General features: G+C 49.4%; 12 protein-coding genes. All 12 read right to left on the minus strand.

All coding sequences use genetic code 11. From position 1 onward, the window contains the following. Positions 1 to 19 precede the first annotated feature (19 nt). On the minus strand, positions 20 to 1,498 hold the full coding sequence (locus QZ331_RS04545; RefSeq protein ID WP_294628423.1) for a 4Fe-4S binding protein: 1,479 nt from the start codon (positions 1,496 to 1,498) through the stop codon (positions 20 to 22). Positions 1,499 to 1,611: 113 nt separating this feature from the next. Next, positions 1,612 to 1,857 carry a DUF3098 domain-containing protein gene (locus QZ331_RS04550; RefSeq protein WP_294628425.1) on the minus strand — a complete coding sequence of 82 codons (246 nt, stop codon included), beginning with the start codon at positions 1,855 to 1,857 and terminating at the stop codon, positions 1,612 to 1,614. A gap of 14 nt (positions 1,858 to 1,871) precedes the next feature. Continuing rightward, positions 1,872 to 5,006: a DUF2723 domain-containing protein gene (locus QZ331_RS04555; RefSeq protein ID WP_294628426.1), complete on the minus strand. Its 3,135-nt coding sequence runs from the start codon at positions 5,004 to 5,006 to the stop codon at positions 1,872 to 1,874. Positions 5,007 to 5,090: 84 nt separating this feature from the next. Continuing rightward, on the minus strand, positions 5,091 to 5,252 hold the full coding sequence (locus tag QZ331_RS04560) for a hypothetical protein (protein WP_294628428.1): 162 nt from the start codon (positions 5,250 to 5,252) through the stop codon (positions 5,091 to 5,093). Between the two features lie 126 nt (positions 5,253 to 5,378). Further along, positions 5,379 to 6,464, minus strand: a complete 1,086-nt coding sequence (locus QZ331_RS04565) for a tetratricopeptide repeat protein (protein ID WP_294628430.1) — start codon at positions 6,462 to 6,464, stop codon at positions 5,379 to 5,381. Positions 6,465 to 6,516: 52 nt separating this feature from the next. Beyond that, positions 6,517 to 7,005: a threonine/serine exporter family protein gene (locus QZ331_RS04570; protein ID WP_294628431.1), complete on the minus strand. Its 489-nt coding sequence runs from the start codon at positions 7,003 to 7,005 to the stop codon at positions 6,517 to 6,519. A 1-nt stretch (position 7,006) separates the two neighbouring features. Then, positions 7,007 to 7,774: a threonine/serine exporter family protein gene (locus QZ331_RS04575; RefSeq protein WP_294628433.1), complete on the minus strand. Its 768-nt coding sequence runs from the start codon at positions 7,772 to 7,774 to the stop codon at positions 7,007 to 7,009. A gap of 57 nt (positions 7,775 to 7,831) precedes the next feature. Next, on the minus strand, positions 7,832 to 8,083 hold the full coding sequence (locus QZ331_RS04580) for a hypothetical protein (RefSeq protein WP_294628435.1): 252 nt from the start codon (positions 8,081 to 8,083) through the stop codon (positions 7,832 to 7,834). Positions 8,084 to 8,167: 84 nt separating this feature from the next. Then, positions 8,168 to 8,719 carry a sigma-70 family RNA polymerase sigma factor gene (locus QZ331_RS04585; RefSeq protein ID WP_294628437.1) on the minus strand — a complete coding sequence of 184 codons (552 nt, stop codon included), beginning with the start codon at positions 8,717 to 8,719 and terminating at the stop codon, positions 8,168 to 8,170. A gap of 174 nt (positions 8,720 to 8,893) precedes the next feature. After that, on the minus strand, positions 8,894 to 11,989 hold the full coding sequence (locus tag QZ331_RS04590) for a DUF6298 domain-containing protein (protein ID WP_294628439.1): 3,096 nt from the start codon (positions 11,987 to 11,989) through the stop codon (positions 8,894 to 8,896). 60 nt (positions 11,990 to 12,049) lie between these two features. Next, on the minus strand, positions 12,050 to 16,477 hold the full coding sequence (locus tag QZ331_RS04595) for a two-component regulator propeller domain-containing protein (RefSeq protein ID WP_294628441.1): 4,428 nt from the start codon (positions 16,475 to 16,477) through the stop codon (positions 12,050 to 12,052). Positions 16,478 to 16,789: 312 nt separating this feature from the next. Further along, positions 16,790 to 19,432, minus strand: a complete 2,643-nt coding sequence (locus QZ331_RS04600) for a glycoside hydrolase family 2 TIM barrel-domain containing protein (RefSeq protein ID WP_294628443.1) — start codon at positions 19,430 to 19,432, stop codon at positions 16,790 to 16,792. Between the last annotated feature and the right edge of the window lie 4 nt (positions 19,433 to 19,436).

A 19,436-nucleotide genomic window follows, 5' to 3' on the forward strand; every position in this document is an offset into this window, starting at 1 on the left:
TTCTGCTGATTTAGTTCAATCAAATAGTCCGGTGCATGGGATGTCCGGTGACGTAGATGGCGCTGAACGGACGCGACGGGCAAAGGTTTTCACACGCTCCGCAGCCGATGCATTTCTCCACGTTGACTACCGGTATCTTCGGCGACTTGGGTTCGTCGGGGTCGGAAGCTACCATCTGGATGGCTCCCGTAGGGCAATGGCGGGCACAGTTGCCACACTTCACCCCTTCCGTCAAAGGTATGCAATTCTCTTTTATCCATACGGCGTGCCCGATTTGGGTGGCCGACTTATCTGCCGTGGTAATGGGGCGGATGGCTCCTGCGGGACATACGTCCGAGCATTTGGTACATTCGGGACGGCAATATCCGCGTTCGTATGACATTTCGGGTTGCATCAAAGTCATCAGGTTGCCCGAAGGGCGGAGCACCTGGTTGGGACATACGGAGATACAAAGCTGGCACGCGGTGCAATGTTGGGTAAAGTGCCGCGCGCTCAGTGCTCCCGGCGGATAAATAGGATGCTCGCGGTGAGGAATCTTTTTCTCCTCGATGGCAGCCAGTCCGCCGTCCACCTTCTTCTCCTGCGCTTTCAGTATGAAAGTCGTAGCCAAGAGTACCGAAGACGAAAGGAAGTTGCGGCGGGAGTTGCCGGCTTCCGTTGTGACGGGCGTTTGCTTTTCGGCTGTTCGCCGGGTATATCCGATGGCTCCGTGCCTGCACTTTCCGATACAGTCCATGCAAGCCACGCAACGGCTGTAGTCGATTTCGTGTGCTTTCGGGTCGATGCAGGAGGCTTTGCAGTTGCGGGCACACAAGCCGCAACTGTTGCATTTGGCAGTATCAATCACTGGTTTGAACATCGCATACCGGGAGACGAACCCTAACACCGTACCTACCGGACAGACCGTGTTGCAGTAAGTACGTCCGTTGCGCCAGGCCAAGATGCTGACGATAACGAAAGTACCTACGGCGATAAGAAATGTCGGAAGACTCTTCATCCACACCTCTGTTTCGTAGAAGGCGTAACTGTTCATCCGTTCGGCGATGCAGGCAAGCAGGTTGTTCCCCCATTGCCACACTGGGGCAAAGAGACTGGCAGCTATCCTGCCGTATGCGCTATAAGGAGCAATCAGTATGGCCAAAGCATTCACTCCCGCCACCATCAGCACGAAGAACACCCCCAATACGCCGTATCGCAACCATCTCTTCGCCGGCGAATAGCGGAACCTGTTCTTCTTTTGCTTGCCGGATACCCAGGACACAACATCCTGAAAGACACCCAACGGACAAATGACGGAACAATAGATACGCCCGAAAAGCAGTGTCAGTATGACAAGCACCGATACGATACCTATATTCAAGGCCAATAACGCCGGCAAGAACTGTATTTTCGCCAGCCATCCGAACCATGCGTGCAGAGTCCCCGTAAAGTCGAGAAACAACAGGGTGACAAGCGTAAAGCACAGAAGCGCGGCTGTAAGTCTGATAGTACGCAGCATAATGTATTCTTTTTCGATTTATAGTAGTTTGAAGTCCATTCTTATATACCGCGCAAATTTAAGCAGATAAGTCGAATTATCAACTATATCTGTTACCGAAAGTTATACCTGAATTACAGATTCTTCTCTTTTGAACCCGTCCGGTACAAGAGTCCGAATACATTTATCAGGTATCCCGCCAGACAGATGACGGGGGCGATTCGGATGCGCCATTCGCTGAAAATATCGGGATTGTAGGCGGCAGGAGTACTCCCCTCGCCGCTCATCAGCAGATAACCTGCCACAATCATTGCCGAACCTACGACGAGAATCCTATAATTCCTTCTGCCGAATACGGTTGTTTTCTCTTTCTGTTTCATACACGCTTCATATTTCAATTGTTCTCATTCGTGCCGGAAGCAAGACGTACATAGTTCTCTTCCAACCGTTGGCTGCTCGTCCTGTACATCTCCTCGTCCACCTCTCTCAAAAGTTCGTTGTAACGGTTCCACTGCCAGAGCTTATACATACAGTCGTTGCGCAGACTTTCCCTACCGTCCGCCTGCCATGAAAAAGCCCATTCGATGTAATCTTCCGCTTCGGCTATCAGATACTCCGTCAAGGCGGCGGCTTTCTCTTTTTCTCCGACGGCGGCATAGGCTGTTGCCAGGTCGTAAGAACCGCTTTCGTACGTTGGGGGAACATGGCGGGCGGGAACAACCTGCTCCGCGTATGCAAGAACTTTCCGCGCACGCGCATCGTCTCCCTGTGCAATCAGCTCTTTGGCAAGCAGTGCGAAGAGTCGCCGATGGTACCAGCATATACGCAGGGTAGTTTCGTCCAAGTAAAGTTGCGGAGCATCCATTCCCCCATAGGCATATCTGTTCATTACATTGTCGTAGAGCCGTTCCACGTCTACTGCATAAGGCCTGTCCTTGTCGGCGTCTCCCCACTCCTTGTAGTCGAAGGGAGTGAAACGGAGTGCCAGTCCCTCCTGCACGAAGTAATTGTCAAATTTCAACCGGCTGATGTCTCCTACGGAGAGGGCGACATAAAGCGGACGCTCCCAGTTGCAGTTGGCAAGGATTTCCAAGAGAAGCAAATCGACTTTGGTAAGCATACGTATCTCTTTCAGGGAAAGACGGAGCTTGTCCGGTATCGCCTTTCTCAACGCTTCGCCTTTCAGAGAACGGATGGCGCGGGGAAGCATGATACCCGAACGGAGTACCGCCTCTTTGTTGACAGGAATGTTTATCGTATCCGTGGGGATGACACGAAATTCCTTTTTGTCCGAAAAGACCCAATATTTCAGAATGTTGCCGAGCGCGAACGGGTCATCTCCGAAACTTCTCCGTGCCTCTTCGGGATGTTTTCGGTAGAGTTCCTCCACTTGCTTCTTCAGTTCCGGACGCACGGCTACATATTCGTTTTTACCTTCCTGGTACTGATGCTTGTTCCAGCTTATGGGCAAGGGCGGCGCGTCGTACAACGGACATTGCTGCTGGTAAATATACCAGTCGGTCTGCGCGTAACTCAGGTTGCAAACACGTGCATCCCGGCGTACGTTCTCCGTGTCCTGGTTGTACCATAAGGGGAAAGTATCGTTGTCGCCGTTGCAGAAGATAATCGGATTCCCTTTGTCGGGCAGAGTCATCAGGTAGTTCGCCCCAAAGTCACGGCAGGTAAAACGGCCGCTCCGGTCGTGGTCGTCCCACGTTTGGCTTGCCATCTGCACCGGAAGCAACAGACAAATCGCCATCAGCACACCCACTGGCGCGGTCGAAGCCGTTCTCCGGCGGAGTGCGTCGCACACTCCTGCCGCTCCCATCCCTATCCAAATGGCGAAGGCATAGAACGAACCGGCGTATGCATAGTCCCGTTCGCGCGGCTGGCAGGGAGGCTGGTTCAGGTAAAGCACAATGGCAAGTCCCGTCATGAAAAAGAGAAAGAACAGCACGCTGAACTGCTGCCTGCCTGTCCGGCTGCGGTTCCATTGCCAATAAATTCCGAAGAGCCCTAACAAAAGAGGCAATCCGTAGAATACATTGCGTCCTTTGTTCTGCCGCAAGGATTCCGGCAGCAGGCTTTGGTCTCCCAGTCTTAAGTTGTCCAGCCAGGAGATTCCTGTTATCCAGTTGCCGTGTTCCGGTTCGCCGTTTCCCTGTATGTCGTTCTGCCGTCCGACAAAGTTCCACAGGAAATAACGCCAATACATATGATTAAGCTGATAGGTAATGAAATAGGTCAGATTCTCTTTTTGGGTGGGAGGCGTTCCGTTGTTTCCCGTCCAGCTCTTGTAAGCGGAAGCCATGCGTTCGTTCCACATCCGGGAGAAGAACATGGGCTGCGTGTAGCACACCTCCTCTTTGTGCCGGATAAGTTCATAGTTGCCCGCCTCCCTGTCCGGACGATAGATGGCGGCGCCCTTCTTGGTTTTTACTTTGTAATAGTCGCCTTCGGGCACGTATTCGGGTTCGGAAGCATACGTCTTTCCATAAAGCAGCGGGGCGCTTTCGTACTGTTCGCGGTTGAGGTAGCTTTTGAGGGTGAAGATATTGTCGGGTGCGTTTTCATTAAGCGGCGTATTGGCGTTGGCACGAATCAGTATCACCGCATAGGTGGTATAGCCTACGGTAAGCATGAGCAAACACCACAAAGTAGTGTGTACTACGCGTTTGCGGAAACGGAAGATGGCTCCCGTGAGTGCGGCAATCAGCAGAACGACAAAGAAAATCAGTCCGGTGTGGAAAGGAAAACCGAGGAGGTTGACAAAGAGTAATTCGAACCATCCTCCCACATCCGCCATACCGGGAATGTAGACAAAGAGAATAAACAGGATAAGGAGTCCCGACACGGCTATGGCTCCGGTGACTCCCCAAAGGGATATTGTCCGGTATTTCCGGTAATAGAACACCAGCACAATGGCTGGGATGCAGAGCAGGTTGAGTAAATGCACCCCGATGGAAAGTCCGATGACATAGGCTATAAGGACAATCCAACGGTCGCCGTGTATGGCGTCGGCTTCGTCTTGCCATCGCAGAATCATCCAAAAGACCACGGCAGTGAGGAAAGAGGAGAAAGCATACACTTCGCCCTCGACGGCACTGAACCAAAAGGTGTCGCTGAAGGTGTAGACCAACGCGCCTGTCATTCCGGCGCCTAAAATAAGAATGAGGTCTGCAACCGACAGGTTCTCTTTGCCGGTTGCAAGCAAGGGTTTCACCAGTCGGGTTATGCTCCAGAAAAGAAACAGAATACAACCGGCACTCAGCAAGGCGTTCAAGAAGTTGACCGTGTAGGCCACGTCTTTCGCATCGGAAGCAAACTGAGTAAAGAGATTCCCGACAAGCATATAAAAAGGCGCACCGGGCGGATGGCCTACTTGTAACTTCTCGGCACATGAAATGAATTCGGGACAATCCCAGAAACTTGCAGTAGGTTCGACAGTCGTCCCGTAAACAAACGCTGCAATAAGGAAGGCCGCCCAACCGCAGCAGTCGTTCCATCTTTTGAATAATAAGTCGCTCATGGTTCGGTAACTTTTTTGCCTGCAAAGTTAGGGAACACACACGGAAAAACTGACTTTCCGGCCGGACGGATGCGGACGAAGGAGTTATATAAAGAATTGATTTTCAAAGACGTCCGCCAAGAACGGCAGACAAATACGGACGACGGCATCGGAACCTATGGAAGATACGTTCGTTTCCATACGGAGAAACGCCGGTTCCCATTGCAGGAAACGGCCGTTTCCTTCGGAAGATACGCGCGTTTCCATAGCAAGATACTGTCGTTTCCTACGTAGGAAACGACAGGAAACTGCAATAGATTCATTGTCAGACACATATCTTTATTTGTCAGACATCGGCATGAAGAGAAATTCTTTCAGCCGGAATGGGAAGGTTTACAACGCCTTTACAATCTCCTCTAAGGATTCCTTAGCGTTTGCCAACATCAGTTTCTCTGTTTTTATTCTGGAGATTCGCCGGGTTAATGTATCGGTAGTCAGTTTCATCAAGTCGGCAAAGCAGGCAGGCTGGACGCCTTCGCGCAGAAAGGCGCATACCCTTAAATCCTCTTCGGTGAGCTTGGGACTCAGCTCTTTCAGCTTGGATACCAGTCCGTAGACGTTCTCCTGAAGCCGGAGCAGTTCACTCCAATCCTTCTCGGAGAAAGAGGGCGTTTTGGCGGAGACAGCGCGCTCTTTCAACTGGCGGACTTTGGAGACTACCGGCGCATTCTCATAGATGTCCTGCTGGAGCGACCGGTATCTCTTTTCGAGGTAGCTGCACTGCAACGTTAGTTTATAGGATTCCACCTCTTTCTGCTGCATCTCCTTCCTGAAAGTATCCAGTTGTGAATGTACCGACAAATGCTTCTTCCAAAGCAGTCCGAGCAACAACGACAGCACCCCGAACAGCCCCAAAGCGGAAGCGAACAGCACGGGAGAACTGTTTTGGCTCTCCATCAGCATCAACCGGCCGGCATATGCTTTTCTTTCCATTTCCAACGCTTCGTCGTATTTGCCCTGTTGCTGATAGTAGAGGCTGCATCTTTGGCAGATTTTAGTCATCTGTCCGTAGGCTTCCGTCTGTGCGGCAAGCCTTATCGCTTCCTTGAAATGAGTTTCGGCCTCTTCTTTCCGATTCAAGCCGCTTTCCACGCAAGCCAAATAATAGTAGGCTCTCGCCTTTTGGGCTTCGTCGCCGTACTGTTCGTAATAAGAGACTGCCCGGCGGACGGGACTGTCGGAAGCATGGGGGATATGCTTGTCTTCGTCGAGCTGGGTGCACAACAGCGTGTATTCGGCAAGCTGCGCTTCGTTCATCCGGTGTTGGCGGATTGCTTCGAGGATAACGGAAGCGGTATCCGGGTCTTGCTCCATCAGCCGGGCGGCCTTATCCAATCCCTGAGTCACTCTGTTTGTTTCGGGGTGGCAAGCTGCCAAAGAAAACATAAATGCATACAATAAAATCCGTAAGTTGCTCATACTCTTTGTCGTTATAATATAGCAGTTTCGATAAGGCTTTGCCGGCATAGGGCTACGAGTGCCTTGTCAGCGAAAAGGCACGGCGCGGAAACAGGAACATAGGAAAGGAGGCTCCCACCGCCAACATGAATATCACCGTACCGGCTACTAAGCTGTTGAAGAAAAACATTCTCATAAATGCGTCGAGCTGTTCGGGCTGTTCCATGTGCTGCAAACACATAATGAGCGAAAACACCATGTTGTAGGCATACTTGCCCGGAACCATCGGAAGCAGAGCCGGAATGTAGAGTACCGTCATCGGGCAGTGTACGCGCTTGCCCAGCCACAGGCTGCCGAAACCTATCAGCAAGGCGGCAAACAAGGAGGCGGTGGCAATGTCTACCCCCGCATACGTCATCAGGCAAAAACGGCAGGCGTGTCCCAAAGCCGCCAACAGGGCTATCACTTTGAAGGCACGCAAGGGAGGGTTGGAAATAGCACCGAACCCAATACCTGCTACCGCAGCAAAAAATCCGTCTGTAAGAATATCAAGTGCTATCATATCACATTAAACTGTCTTTTACCATCAATAAAGTGAGGGAAAGCCCAATGGCTATGCTGATTATCAGCAGAAAGGCTTCCGTCAAGCGGGCAAAACCGGTGAGTATGTATCCCTCGACCACATCAATCACACCGTTAATCAGAGGTACGCCGGGAACGAGATAGAGTACGCTGGTTGCCATCGCAATCTCGGATGTCGTATCAAACATCAGTGCCGCCGAAGCACACAGCGAAGCGACAAAGGCGCATACGATGAACGTGATGTAATGGTTGATTTTCTTTTTCTGCATCTGCTGCTTGAGGTAAAAGCCCGCCACGGTGGCAAGGAAGACAATTCCCATAGAGGCAGGGTCGCCGCCGAACAGTTTGCAGAAGGAAGCATTGGCAAGCCCCACTAACAGGAGCACTAACAGGGGATGTATCACCGGAGCGGAGACAATTTTCCGGTATCTTTCCGTCAGTTCTTCCAACGGGAGATGACGGTCGGCCGCTTCCCAGCTCAATACGCTCAGTTCCGCGTTATGCTCGAAACTGATAGGGTGCGCAGGAATGTCCACCACCTCATTGCACGACTCGGACGTCTCTTTGTCTGTTATCGTAAGAACGATGTTTTTATGGAATACGCCCAACCGGACGTCTACGCCGAAAGCCTCTCCGATACGTTTGGAATTGCGTACGACCCGCGAGGTGTGCACCCCTGCCCCCATCAGGTGGGCCGCATATTCCGCAATGAATCTACTTGTGGGTAATAAAGATTCGCCTGTATTCATGAGTGTGATGTTTTTTTGAATCAGACGCAAAAGTACAAAAAAGGGGCGTAGCGGCAACTACAAAATATCCGAAAAATCTTTTATACTGCTAATAATCCTATCTTTCAGTTGCCTGCTCTCCCCTTCCGACAGACTGCATACGACATCTGCCGGTGCCTGTAATACCGCTTTGGCTTCTTCAGCATCCGCTATCTCTTCCGGATGCTCGCTGAAATAAGTTTCCCAATAGGAAACCGATTGGGGAGCCGCCCCCAATACGTAGTTGATAAAATCGTCATCCGTCAAAAAATCATTTACCTTCGAGCACATATCGCATCCTTTTTAAGCGTTTACATAAATAGGACGGCGTTGTCCTGCATATGTACTCAATGAAATATCCTTTTTTTCCTGAAATCAACAGGCAAGCGTACGCAGTTTGGAAAGTCCGCGATGCATCAGGTTGCGCACCGACTGGTAGTTCATATGCATAATCTCGCAAATGTCTTCGTATTTCTTCTCTTCTATATAATATAAGGTAAGCGCTTCGCGCTGACGGGGCGACAGTTGTCCCAACAGACGCTTCAGCAGCGAGCACTCGTTGCTGCGTTGTTCTCTTTCCACATAGTCGTCTTCCACATCGGTGGGAGCTGCTATGTTCACCTCTTCAATGTCTGTGTCCGACATATACATACGCTTGCGGAGTTCGTCGCAGAGTTTGTTCTTCAACGAGATGAACAGGTATGATTTCAAGTTTTCAATGGCGCCCAACTCCGCTCTTTTGGTATAGAGTTTCACAAAGACATCGTGGATACAGTCTTGAAGCAGCTCTTTGTCGATGGTAAGCCTTAGCCCGTAGTTGAAGAGGATGTGGATATGTGCATCGTACAACTGGGAAAAAGCTGCCATATTCCCTGCCTGAAAAGAGGCGAATAAATGTTCGGTCGAATTATTAGTTTGTTCCATCATAGCATTCTTCGATTGATTTTGACGCTGCAAAACTAAGCACTGCCGACCGCAACCCCGGGTAAAATCTGATTTGTGGATTGAAAAAACAAATATCATGTTTTATAACACGCTTTTATTAGAAATTACCGATAAAAAAAGAATCCCGCTAACCGGTCGTCAGCGGGATTCTCTTTGCTATAATTTGTGGAACCAATAAATACCTTCTTTCTTGTCGGGTACTTTCAATTCGTACAATCCGTTTATTCTCAAAGATTTATTTATCGTTTCTATCTCTCCGCTATGCGGGTGGATATACTTCAGCACGTATTTTCCGGAGGGGAGCTGAAGGGGAATATCTGTTCCCGACTTGGAATAAATGATACTTCCGATACCAGATTTTACCAGTTTCCTATACTTGTCGGTATCGGTTTCTTCCACTTCCATCGCCGCAGCATCCTTCAAGAAGGCGTTGTCCGTGCAGGGAATGGCGGGACACGAACCGCCTGCCATGAATACCGCCCACCCCATTGCCGGATAATTCTGTGCGTAGTATGTTACTGCTTTCCGGGGATATTTCCGACGGTATTCGCTCACTGCCTTGTATGCTTCGTCGAAGGTCACTTTCCCTACTTTCATCTTGCGCATATGCTGACGGGGCGCCATATTCTTTCCGCCTTCCGGCGCAAAGATTCCGTCTGTCTTGTAATGCCAGTAACGGATATCGATGATGTCTACCACGGCGGCACGTCCGGAATCGGCAAGGATAGCATCTTGCACGTCTTTGGTCGCGCTTAGCGCAACTTTGGCTTTCTTTCCTGTTTCCGCTTCCCATTCGGCTATCACGTCCAGCCAGAATTGTACAAAATGCAACGGGCCTGTAAACTCAGCACTGGTCAGTTGGATGACATTCGGACAATCGGCAAAGTTATCCAGACATTGACGGATGTATTGCCTGTGCAGCTCGCGGCGTACCGGATGGGTCGTGTCGTAGAACATATCGGCTACAAAGATTCGTTTGTCGCCGGCAAACGGGACAGGTTCCGGAAATCCGGTTCCGTTGATATTGTTGCTGCTTCTCCACGGACTGTCTACCCAATGTGCTCCGGCTTCTATGATGTTGTGCTGGAAATAGTTTTCGTGGAATAAAAGCAATCCGTCCTTGCTCCCTTTTTCTGCAAACTCCTTCAAGCGCGACCAATACCAGGCGTTGGGACGGCAAAGGTCGTATTTACTTAATCCTTCCCAGGCTCTCCCCTCGCCGCTTCGCCCGAAGGGTTGTTCGTAGAAAGGCGCCCATACGTCTCCGTCACGGCGGCGGATACGCTCGTGGTCGTCGCGACGGCGGTCGTACCATAATCCGTAGTTTTGGTCGAACACCAAGATGTGTTTCCGTTTCATAAAGTCGACCACAGAGTCTATGCGGTCGGTCAGTCCCGTTCCTTCACGTCCCGGAACAAAACGGGTGATGGCGGGGCTTGCCTTCTCCAAGAAGTTGGTCTTGAGTTTTCCGTTCCACCAGGGAGTGGTATGGCTTCCGCCTACCAACAAAGCGCCGCCCATTTGGATACGTCCGTCGACAATCGCCACTTCCGCCTGTGCGGGCTGCTTGTCCGAAGTACTCTTTTTCTCTTTGATGGCTTCCACCGGTTTCACCGACGGGGAAACGGAGGAAACGAACTTGTTTTCGTCAATCCAGCGTTCCAAAGTAAGGCGGGGGATGTAGGCCTCTTTCGCCAACTGCATGGCTACTTCTACGGTAGGACTGCTGGTGGCGCTTGTGTTTCTGGGAAGGATGCGGGCGCGGGCACTGCAATCTTTCTGCAACCGCTCTGTCAATTGGGCGTAAAAGATGCTGCGCGGTTGTACATGATTGTTGGATTGTGCCCATTCTCCATCGCCCGAGAACTGCGCCCAGCAACCATATGCACGGTTTTTCGCATCTTGGGCAGGAGTATAACATTCGATTTCGGCGGCAGTGCACTGCCAAAACAGGCTATTTGCCGTGTTCCAGCCTGCCCCGTTCTTGTCTTGTCCCAGGTTCTTGAAAGCGAGGTTGTGTCCGTCTATGTTGCAAACATCGAACAACAAGCCGCAAGCCCAGGCTTCAATAGAGCCGCTGAATCCGAAAGATTCGTAGGAGTCGCATTGTACAAAAGCGTTGGGACCGGCGGCACAATAACCGGCGGAGAAGTCGTGAATCCCCTGTTCCGAATAGCAACGCTGGAATAACACTTGCTGTCCCAGTGTGTGGAAGGTGCAACGGCGCATCCCGCCCAGTTCGGAAACAGGCTGCCGGGAGATACAATCTTCGACGGTTATTTTTGAGCCTGTACGCTGCACGATAACGGCACTTCCCGCAAAATGCCGGAAGTTGACCTGCCTTACCCAACAGTTTTCCGCATTCCCGATGGAGACGCCTGTCCAGCAATGGTCTTCGTCTTTGGGATAACGTTTATCATAATCGGAAACCAGTGTCATGTTTTCTACCCCGCACTGGCGGATGCGTCCGTTCCATTGATAGGGGCTGATTGTCGAAGTACCGTACCGGCTGTCTAAGGCTACGGTCAAGGGAGCGTCCAATGTGATTTGATTACCGTTCACTCCGGTGATAGTCCGGTCCCAAGTCACGTCCATATCTCCTTCTTTCCATCCTAAGGCGCTGATTCCGCCGCCGAAGATGTCGCAACCCAAAGCAGCAATCCACGTTTTTGTGGAGGGACGGGTTATCAGCACACGGTCGCCTCTCTTCAACGGGGTTCCCAAAGCAATCTCCAATGTCCTCTCATTTACAGGAACGTAGCCGGAGCGTATTTGCAAGGTATCCGAAGTCGTCAAGTCGTCCGTTCCTTCCATATAGATAAGCGAACCTCTGTCTGTTCCTCTCTTCAACAACACTGTTTTCTCTTTATCCACTCCTCGCAATACGACTCCCGATGCTGCGATACGGATGCTTCCGGAGAGGGAAAACTCTCCTTTATCCAGGATTACGGCTCCACGAAAACCGGAAGCGTCGGGGGGAAGTGAAGAAACATAGTCGACGGCTCGCTGGATACGCGCCGTATTGTCTCCCGCCTTCCAGGAGACGAACACTTTATTGCCGACGGAAGGGATGTCCTGCTCGGACGACTGATAACCGCAAGTAGAGAAATCAAGTATCCGGTTTCCGCGTTCGTCGGGCAAATAAGCAATACGGTCATTCTTTACCTGCAAAGCAAAGGTTTGCGCATGACTCTGCACAAACCCGATACTCAATAATCCTAAAAGGATTGTTCTTAGTTGTATCCTATTCATTCTTTCAAAATCTTAATCAGGTTTTCTAAAAAGACGATTAAGAAAGTATTTTGTAATCGGTTATCTCTCTCCTTTCCGCCATTCGTTCATGTATTCGCGGGGAGTCTGGTTGTATTTCTTCCGGAAACACTTGCTGTAATAACCCGAATCTTTGAACCCCACGGCAAAGGCTATTTCCGAAACACTCAAATCCGTACTCTTAATCAGTTCGACCGATTTGTTCAAACGGATTTCCTTTACCAAATCAATGGGCGCCAATCCGGTAAGGCTTTTCAGTTTCTTGAAGAAAGCCGAACGGCTCAGACCGATACCGGTGGCTATCGTATCTATATTGAAGTCGCTGTCGTCCATATTCTCCTCTATCACCTGATGAATCTTTTCAAGGAACTGAACGTCTTTCTTTACCAGATATTGTTCGTAGCTGTCCTCTTGCGCAGTTGTCTGATTTTCCATCTGCTGACGGACACGTTCGCGGAATATTTTACGTTCGGCAAGCAGTTGGTCGATACGTGCCAACAGGTATTCTTTGCTGAACGGCTTGGTGATATAGGCGTTTGCTCCCAACGTGATGGCTTTTGTCTTGGCTCCTTCATCGTTCTTGGCAGTAAGGATGATAACCGGAATATGGCTAATCTGAAAATCTTTCCGAATCGACTGCAACATTTCCAACCCGCCCATTTCAGGCATCATCTGGTCGGTTACCACAATGTCGGGATGATAAAGATGTATCTTCTTCAAGCCTTCCACTCCATTATTGGCTATGTGAACATTGAACTTGTCCTCCAGTTGCAGTTTGATTAGCTGACACAGGTCTTTATTGTCCTCCACCAGCAGAAGCGTAGGCAACGAAGCATCAAACTCCGGCTCTTGCACCGTCTCTTCTGCCGGAGAAACTGGTTTGGAAGCCGCTTCTTCGTGTGAAGTGACGGTCTCCGTATCGCTGACGTAGAAGTCGACTTCCGACGAGCGGTAGTGTTCCTTGTCCATCCATAATTCTACTGTGAAAACAGCTCCCTGGCCATCAGGGCTTTCGGCACGGATGAATCCGTGATGCATATTGACAATCTCTTTGGAGAGTGCCAGTCCGATGCCCGTGCCCTGGTAATAGGAGTTCTTGGTCTGCTCTCCTTGCGAGAAGCGTTCGAATATTTCGGCCAGTTTGTTTTGCGGAATCCCCTCTCCGTTGTCCTCTACCCGCACATAGCAGCGTTTGCCGTCGTCGGTCAGTCCTGTCGTGACATAGATGCTTCCGCCGGAATGCGTGAACTTGAATGCATTCGATAGGATGTTGCGTACAACAATGCTCATTTTTTCTTTGTCAGCCCATACCATAATTGCTTCGTCCGGCAACTGGAAAGTAAAGCTGATTTCATTTTCTTCCGAAAGCACACGGAACTCTTTCTGGAAAGAGGAAATCATCTCATTCAAGTCTATCAGGGAAACGTGCAGGCGCATCTTGCCATTCTGAATCTTTCGGAAATCGAGAATCTGATTGACTAATTGCAACATCTGATTGGTGTTCTTCTCCATAAGGTCTACATACTGCAATCCTTTGGAAGATAGTTTTTCATGTGCTTTCAATTCCTGTATCGGCCCTTTTATCAGCGTCAGAGGAGTACGAAGTTCGTGTGATATATTGGTAAAGAACTTGATTTTCATCTCCGACACCTTTTGTTCGATATAGATGTCGTTCTTCATCTTAATCATGAAGAAAGCCAAGCGCAGACCGAAATAGAGGGCGGCAATCCCTAAAATCGCATAAATAAGTGTTGCCCACCAACTTAACCACCAGGGCGGAAGAATGGTAACAGCCAAAGTACGGCTGGAGGCTAACTCGGGATTGGCTTCGTCCATTGATTCCACACGGAAGGTATATTTCCCTGGCGGCACATTGGTGTAGGAGGCTATGCGGTTCTTACCGCTATAGTGCCACTCTTTCTCATACCCTTCGAGTATATAACGATAAGACACGCGGTTCTGATTGTAGAAATTCAACGCAGCAAACTCGATTGCAAACATAGACTGGTTATACTTCAACCGGATGGCATCGGCATAGATGATGGATTCCTTCAGAATCGGACAATCCCGGAAACTGCGCAAATCGCGGTTGGATACTTTAAAATCGACAATACGCGTATCGTAGTTTATCTGACTGGTTTCCAGTTTGTCGGGAGAAAAAGCCATAATCCCTTGCCGCGTACCAATCCACAGGTCGCCATTCAGTGTGCGGAGAGCACTTCCCTCTTCCAATTCCACGTTCAAAAGGCCATCATATTTGTCATAGTTGCGGAACTGCTCGGTTGTTTTATTGAAACAGGAGAGGCCAATCTCCGTGGTAAACCACAGATTACCGTTCTTGTCTTCTACGATGGATTTCACAACATCATTGTTCAGTCCTTCACGCAGTCCGTAGGATTTGAAAACAGGTTCCTGCTTTTCTTTGTCGTATCCGACCAGCTTGTTCAGTCCGCCGCCAAATACGCTTACCCAGATTTGCGCATCCGTATCTTTATATAATGCATAAATATCGTTGTCGGCCACATTGGAACGGTCGCTGGCTTGGCGGTATGTTTCAAACTGAATCTGCTCAGGAGTCTTGAAATGCACATCGAAAGACATCAGACCGTCCATTGTTCCTACCCAAATACGTCCGTTTTCATCCTCCGTCATTGTCCGCACTTCCATATACAGCCCGTAAGGAGGATACTGTTTCAATCCATTGTATTTATGTATAAAGGCAACCTCCCCGTTCTCTTCGGAAATAAGGTTGAGTCCGCCGCCCAACAATCCTACCCAAATGCGTCCACGGCTATCCTGATAGGTGAAGTACACATCATTGTTACTGATGGAATTCGGATTTTTAGGGTCATTCTTATAACGGGTGAAACGCAGACCGTGCGGTGAGTTCATATCCGGTTCGGCTTTGACAAGCCCGTTTCCTTTGGTAGAGAACCACATATTCCCCTCTTTATCTTCCATGATATGATACACGGCTCCCAACAGATAGTTCTCCTCGGAGAAAATCTGCTTTACCTGTCCGTTGCGGTCCAAACGATACAAGGCCTGCCGACGGGTTCCTACCCATATATCCCCATTTTGTGCCTGGTAGATAGCGCGTATTCCCCAATTCGGAGAAACAAGTTTATCGGCGGCAATGGAAGCGGAAGAGAGTTCTTTCAATAATTGAAATTGCTTTTTAGGGAAGTTCACCCGATAAACTCCGTTTCCGGTAGAGGCGAGCCAAAGTATCCCGTCCTTATCCAACAGAAGGTGAAAGAAAAGTTGGTTCGGAAAATCATCGGCAAACGGTTTCATCTGATTGATGCGTGTCATCTCCATCTTATCTCTGTCGAACAGAAGAATTTCGCCGGAAGGCGTCAGGAAGAACATCCCCTGTTCGCCCGCGTCCTGTATTTCAAAGTTTCCGATGACGTTGTGTTCGGGAAATGCAAAACGATGGCTGCTCTTGTTCAGAGGGTCGTAATATATCAAAGCACGGTTGCCTTCCTGAAACCATATTTTATCGTATTTGTCGTAGAAGATGATTCCTTTGTCTGTCTGGGGAATAGTAAACGACAGTTTGGTCAGTTGCTTGTACCCTATGTTATATTCGTAAGTTCCTTCATCGGTGGTAATATAGAGGATACCGGATTCTGTAACCAATAAATTGGATACGGCAACTTTTATTTCCGGTATTTCATAACGGTTCACTACTCCGTTTTGAGAATCAATGCTATAGATATGTCCGTTCCGGTCGCCCAACCAGAGAAATCTGGAGTTATAGGCAGCGCAGGTGAAATGTTCGGGGTTGGTGGAAATCTTCTTCAGTATAAAGTTTCCGGGCTTGTCTCTCAGCCCCTCTCCTTTTTTAAGAGACAATATCTGATAGTCCATGCCAATCCAATTGATAAATTCGGTTGTCTCGCAAAAGACATTGTGTTTCAACCGCATATCATAGATGTTCACATGAGGGCGTGAGTCGTGCAACTGTTTAATGGTGATTTTGCCTTCCTTATCGGTATAGGCGCGCAGAAGACTTTTGTTTTTGGTCAGCAGCAAAACATCTCCGTCTTCTGTGGTTTGAATCTTGATTATCTGGATGTTTTCAGAATATTCCTTCACATCGTCATAGACGGCATGGAAACTTTCGTGCCGCTTGTCGAACAAGTAAAGTTTACGGTCGATAGTCTTAATCCACAGAAAACCGTTTTTGTCTTCTACGATGCGTTGAATCTTACGGGGAGGGATATCGGTGGAATAGAATCCGTCCCGGTTATCATACGAACGTATTTTTGTTCCGTCAAAACTACAGAGCCCATACCAGGTGCCGAACCAAATGAAACCGTCTTTTCCTTTCAATGTACAGTTGACTATGTTATTCGGCAAGCCGCGTTCGGTGGTGTAATGTTCTACAATCATATTCGGATAGGCAAAAGCAGACAGACCCATCACCAATAATAATAGTATTAGAATATTCCGTTTTTTCATGTATGATATGAATTGGTATTAAAAAGTAGCCAAAGATAATCGTTTTTTTGAAGATAACGACCCGAATCGCTATCTTCTTATGGTTCTTATTCTGTTTAATGATTATCCGCTATCTTCCCTATCTGCCAAAATGATGCATTTACAACCTAATAATCAGCTTATTACAGCGCATATATGCGCTGCGTGCAGGATATATAGATGCTGGGCGTAGCGCATATAGATGCTGCGTGCAGGACATATATGCGGTGAAAGCAGGAGTTATAGCTCCTGCAAATTGGTCCTATATAGAGGGGAAATAGCGGATAATCATTTCTATTTTTCAGTTCCAAATTCTGTTTGCTGACGTTCCACTTCGTCCAATACACGCTGGCGTTCTTCGTCCGTCAGTTGTACTTTACCTTCGGATTTATTGGCCGGTGAGCCTGTTTTCGGGGTGGGTGAAACGATTCTTTGCTGTTCTTCGTAACAGAAAGGAAGTTCGGCTGGAACGCTTTCAAATTCCAATTCGGTAGCGGTCGGCGCCTGTGTGCCTTCAAACTGTACACGGGCTTTTACCTTTATCTTTCCGGCTCTCCGTGTAGAGCGAATCAATACGGGAGCCGAACCGAATTCAACGGCGCGGGGATTGGCATGGATGGCGGCATCTCCGATAATCTCTCCCTCTCCTTCCACTGTAAATACGATGTTTTCTTTTGCCAGCCGACGCACGTTTCCGCTATCATCGGTTACTTCGGCAACCACTACGATAAAATCGGAACCGTCTGCCACCAAATTCACCTTTTGAATGTCTGCATACATACGCAATTTGGTCGAACGGCGGGAGGGCATCTTCTTCTGTGTGCACACCACTTTCCCGCCGATAATACCTTCGGCAACCATATTGACCTTCTGCCAGTTCTTTTGGGTATAGCTGTATTTGCGTGCTTCCCAGAAATCCCATACATCATCAAAGACAACAGGCGCATTGGGCATATGTCCTTTTGCGTGAACCACCGGCTTCGTCCATGATTTCGTACCGTCATAAACAGAAAGGCGGACGGAATCGCAATTACTGAACACGACTACCTCACTGTCGGAGAACTGTGACATTTCGTGAGCGATAAACACCATCGGTCCGCATTCTGCCACAGGATGGTGGAGATTGGCAGTCGACTGGCTGCGAAACATCTCATAAGCGTACTTCTTCTGACGGAAAGCATCATAGATACCGCCCCAGTAAGGGTCGGGATGATAACCGCGCTGGTGGTCGAACGGATGCCATTGCGCACCACCGATGAATAATCCTGTGGTGCGGTACATCTCATCATAACTCTTTGCCAAAGATAGTGCCTGCACCAACAACGGGCGTTCGCCCCAGCTGCGGCTTGCGCGGTTGTTGTTATTGTGAGCATACCAGTCGTCCACATTCTCCCCGAATTCGCGGGTGAAGATGCATTGTTGCGGTCTGTCTTCCTTTTCATCGTCTCCCGGCCAGCCGTACACTACGTCGTAATGTTCTTTCACACCTGCCGAATGTACATCGGCGGCAGCTACGGGACGTCCCGGATATGGATATTCTTCTTTCGTTATATTCAGTGCTTTCAAGGCAAAGTCGAGTGGATAACGGGTCTCATTCAGAATCGGTTCCCACATCAGGACAGACGGATGGTTGCGGTCGCGGCGAATCATCTCACGGGTATTCCGATGAACCAATTCGCCGAATTCGGAGGCTTTGTTCCAATACTGCCATCCCGGAGTGGCTACAATGACAAACAGACCCAGTTCGTCGCAAGCATCCATAAAGGCAGGGTCTTGCGGATAGTGGGCAACGCGGATGATGGTACATCCGGCATCGCGCAGCCGTTTGGCATCACGCCATTGCTGCGAATTGGGCAGTGCATTGCCCACGTAGGCAAAGTCTTGATGACGGTTGGCACCTACCAGTTGTCCGAAAGGTTTTCCGTTCAGCCAGAAACCATCTTTACCGCGAAACTCAGCAAGGCGGATACCTACTCGGGTAATACCTCCGTCGACAGAGCGGTTGCCTTTCTTTATCCGCGATTGTACCCTATATAAATAAGGTATATCCGGCGACCACAGTTTCGGCTCTTTCACCTCCATCTGCTGTCCGATGGATTTCTTTTCGCCCGGCTTCAGAGAGAGTCTGCCGGAGACACGTTTGATTATTTTCCCTTCAGCGTCGGTCAGTGTTGTTTCTACGGTAACGGATTCCCGATGCGATGCATCGTTCTGCAACTCGGTCTTTACATAGACCCGTGCACGCTGCTCGCTGATGTTATCGCAATGCACAAATACTCCGCCACCGGCAACGGTTTGCGATTCAATGGCATCCGTGATGGCAACCGGAGATTTGGCAATCATCCATACATCCCGGTAGATACCGCCGTGATAAGCGAAGTCCAATGTATATTGGCGTTTGCCGGGAGGATAAGATTTATCATCGCTATTGTCCGTAAAGACAGCCAACAGACAAGAATCACCCGCCTGCACCCCGTTGGCAGTCAGGTCTACCGTGAAAGGAAGATAGCCGCCGATGTGCTCCTGGATACGTTTCCCGTTCAGATAAATAACCTGTCTGCCCATTACTGCTTCAAAATGAATCGTGACCCGTTGCCTGTCGGTTTCGGCAGGAACTACAAAATGTTTGCGATACCACGCCGGACCTTGATAATTGCGACATCCGCTCGCTTCGGCAGGCATCAATTCGACCGTATGAGGGGTAGAAACGATTTCCCAGGAACGGTCGTCGAAGTCTACAGCTTCCGCACCACGGATATCTCCTTTGAAGAACCGCCATTCCGGATTGAAGTTATACACCTGCCGTCCGCTACCGGGAAGTCGGATAAACCCGGCAACCGATGTTTCGGGACGGTATGTTTCTGTTGCCTGTCCTTTCGCTATCAGCGAGAACAATAACAGAAAAGCCGATAAGAGTAAAAACGATTTTCTATTCATGCTT

The organism is uncultured Bacteroides sp. (genome assembly GCF_910586915.1).
GTDB lineage: Bacteria > Bacteroidota > Bacteroidia > Bacteroidales > Bacteroidaceae > Bacteroides.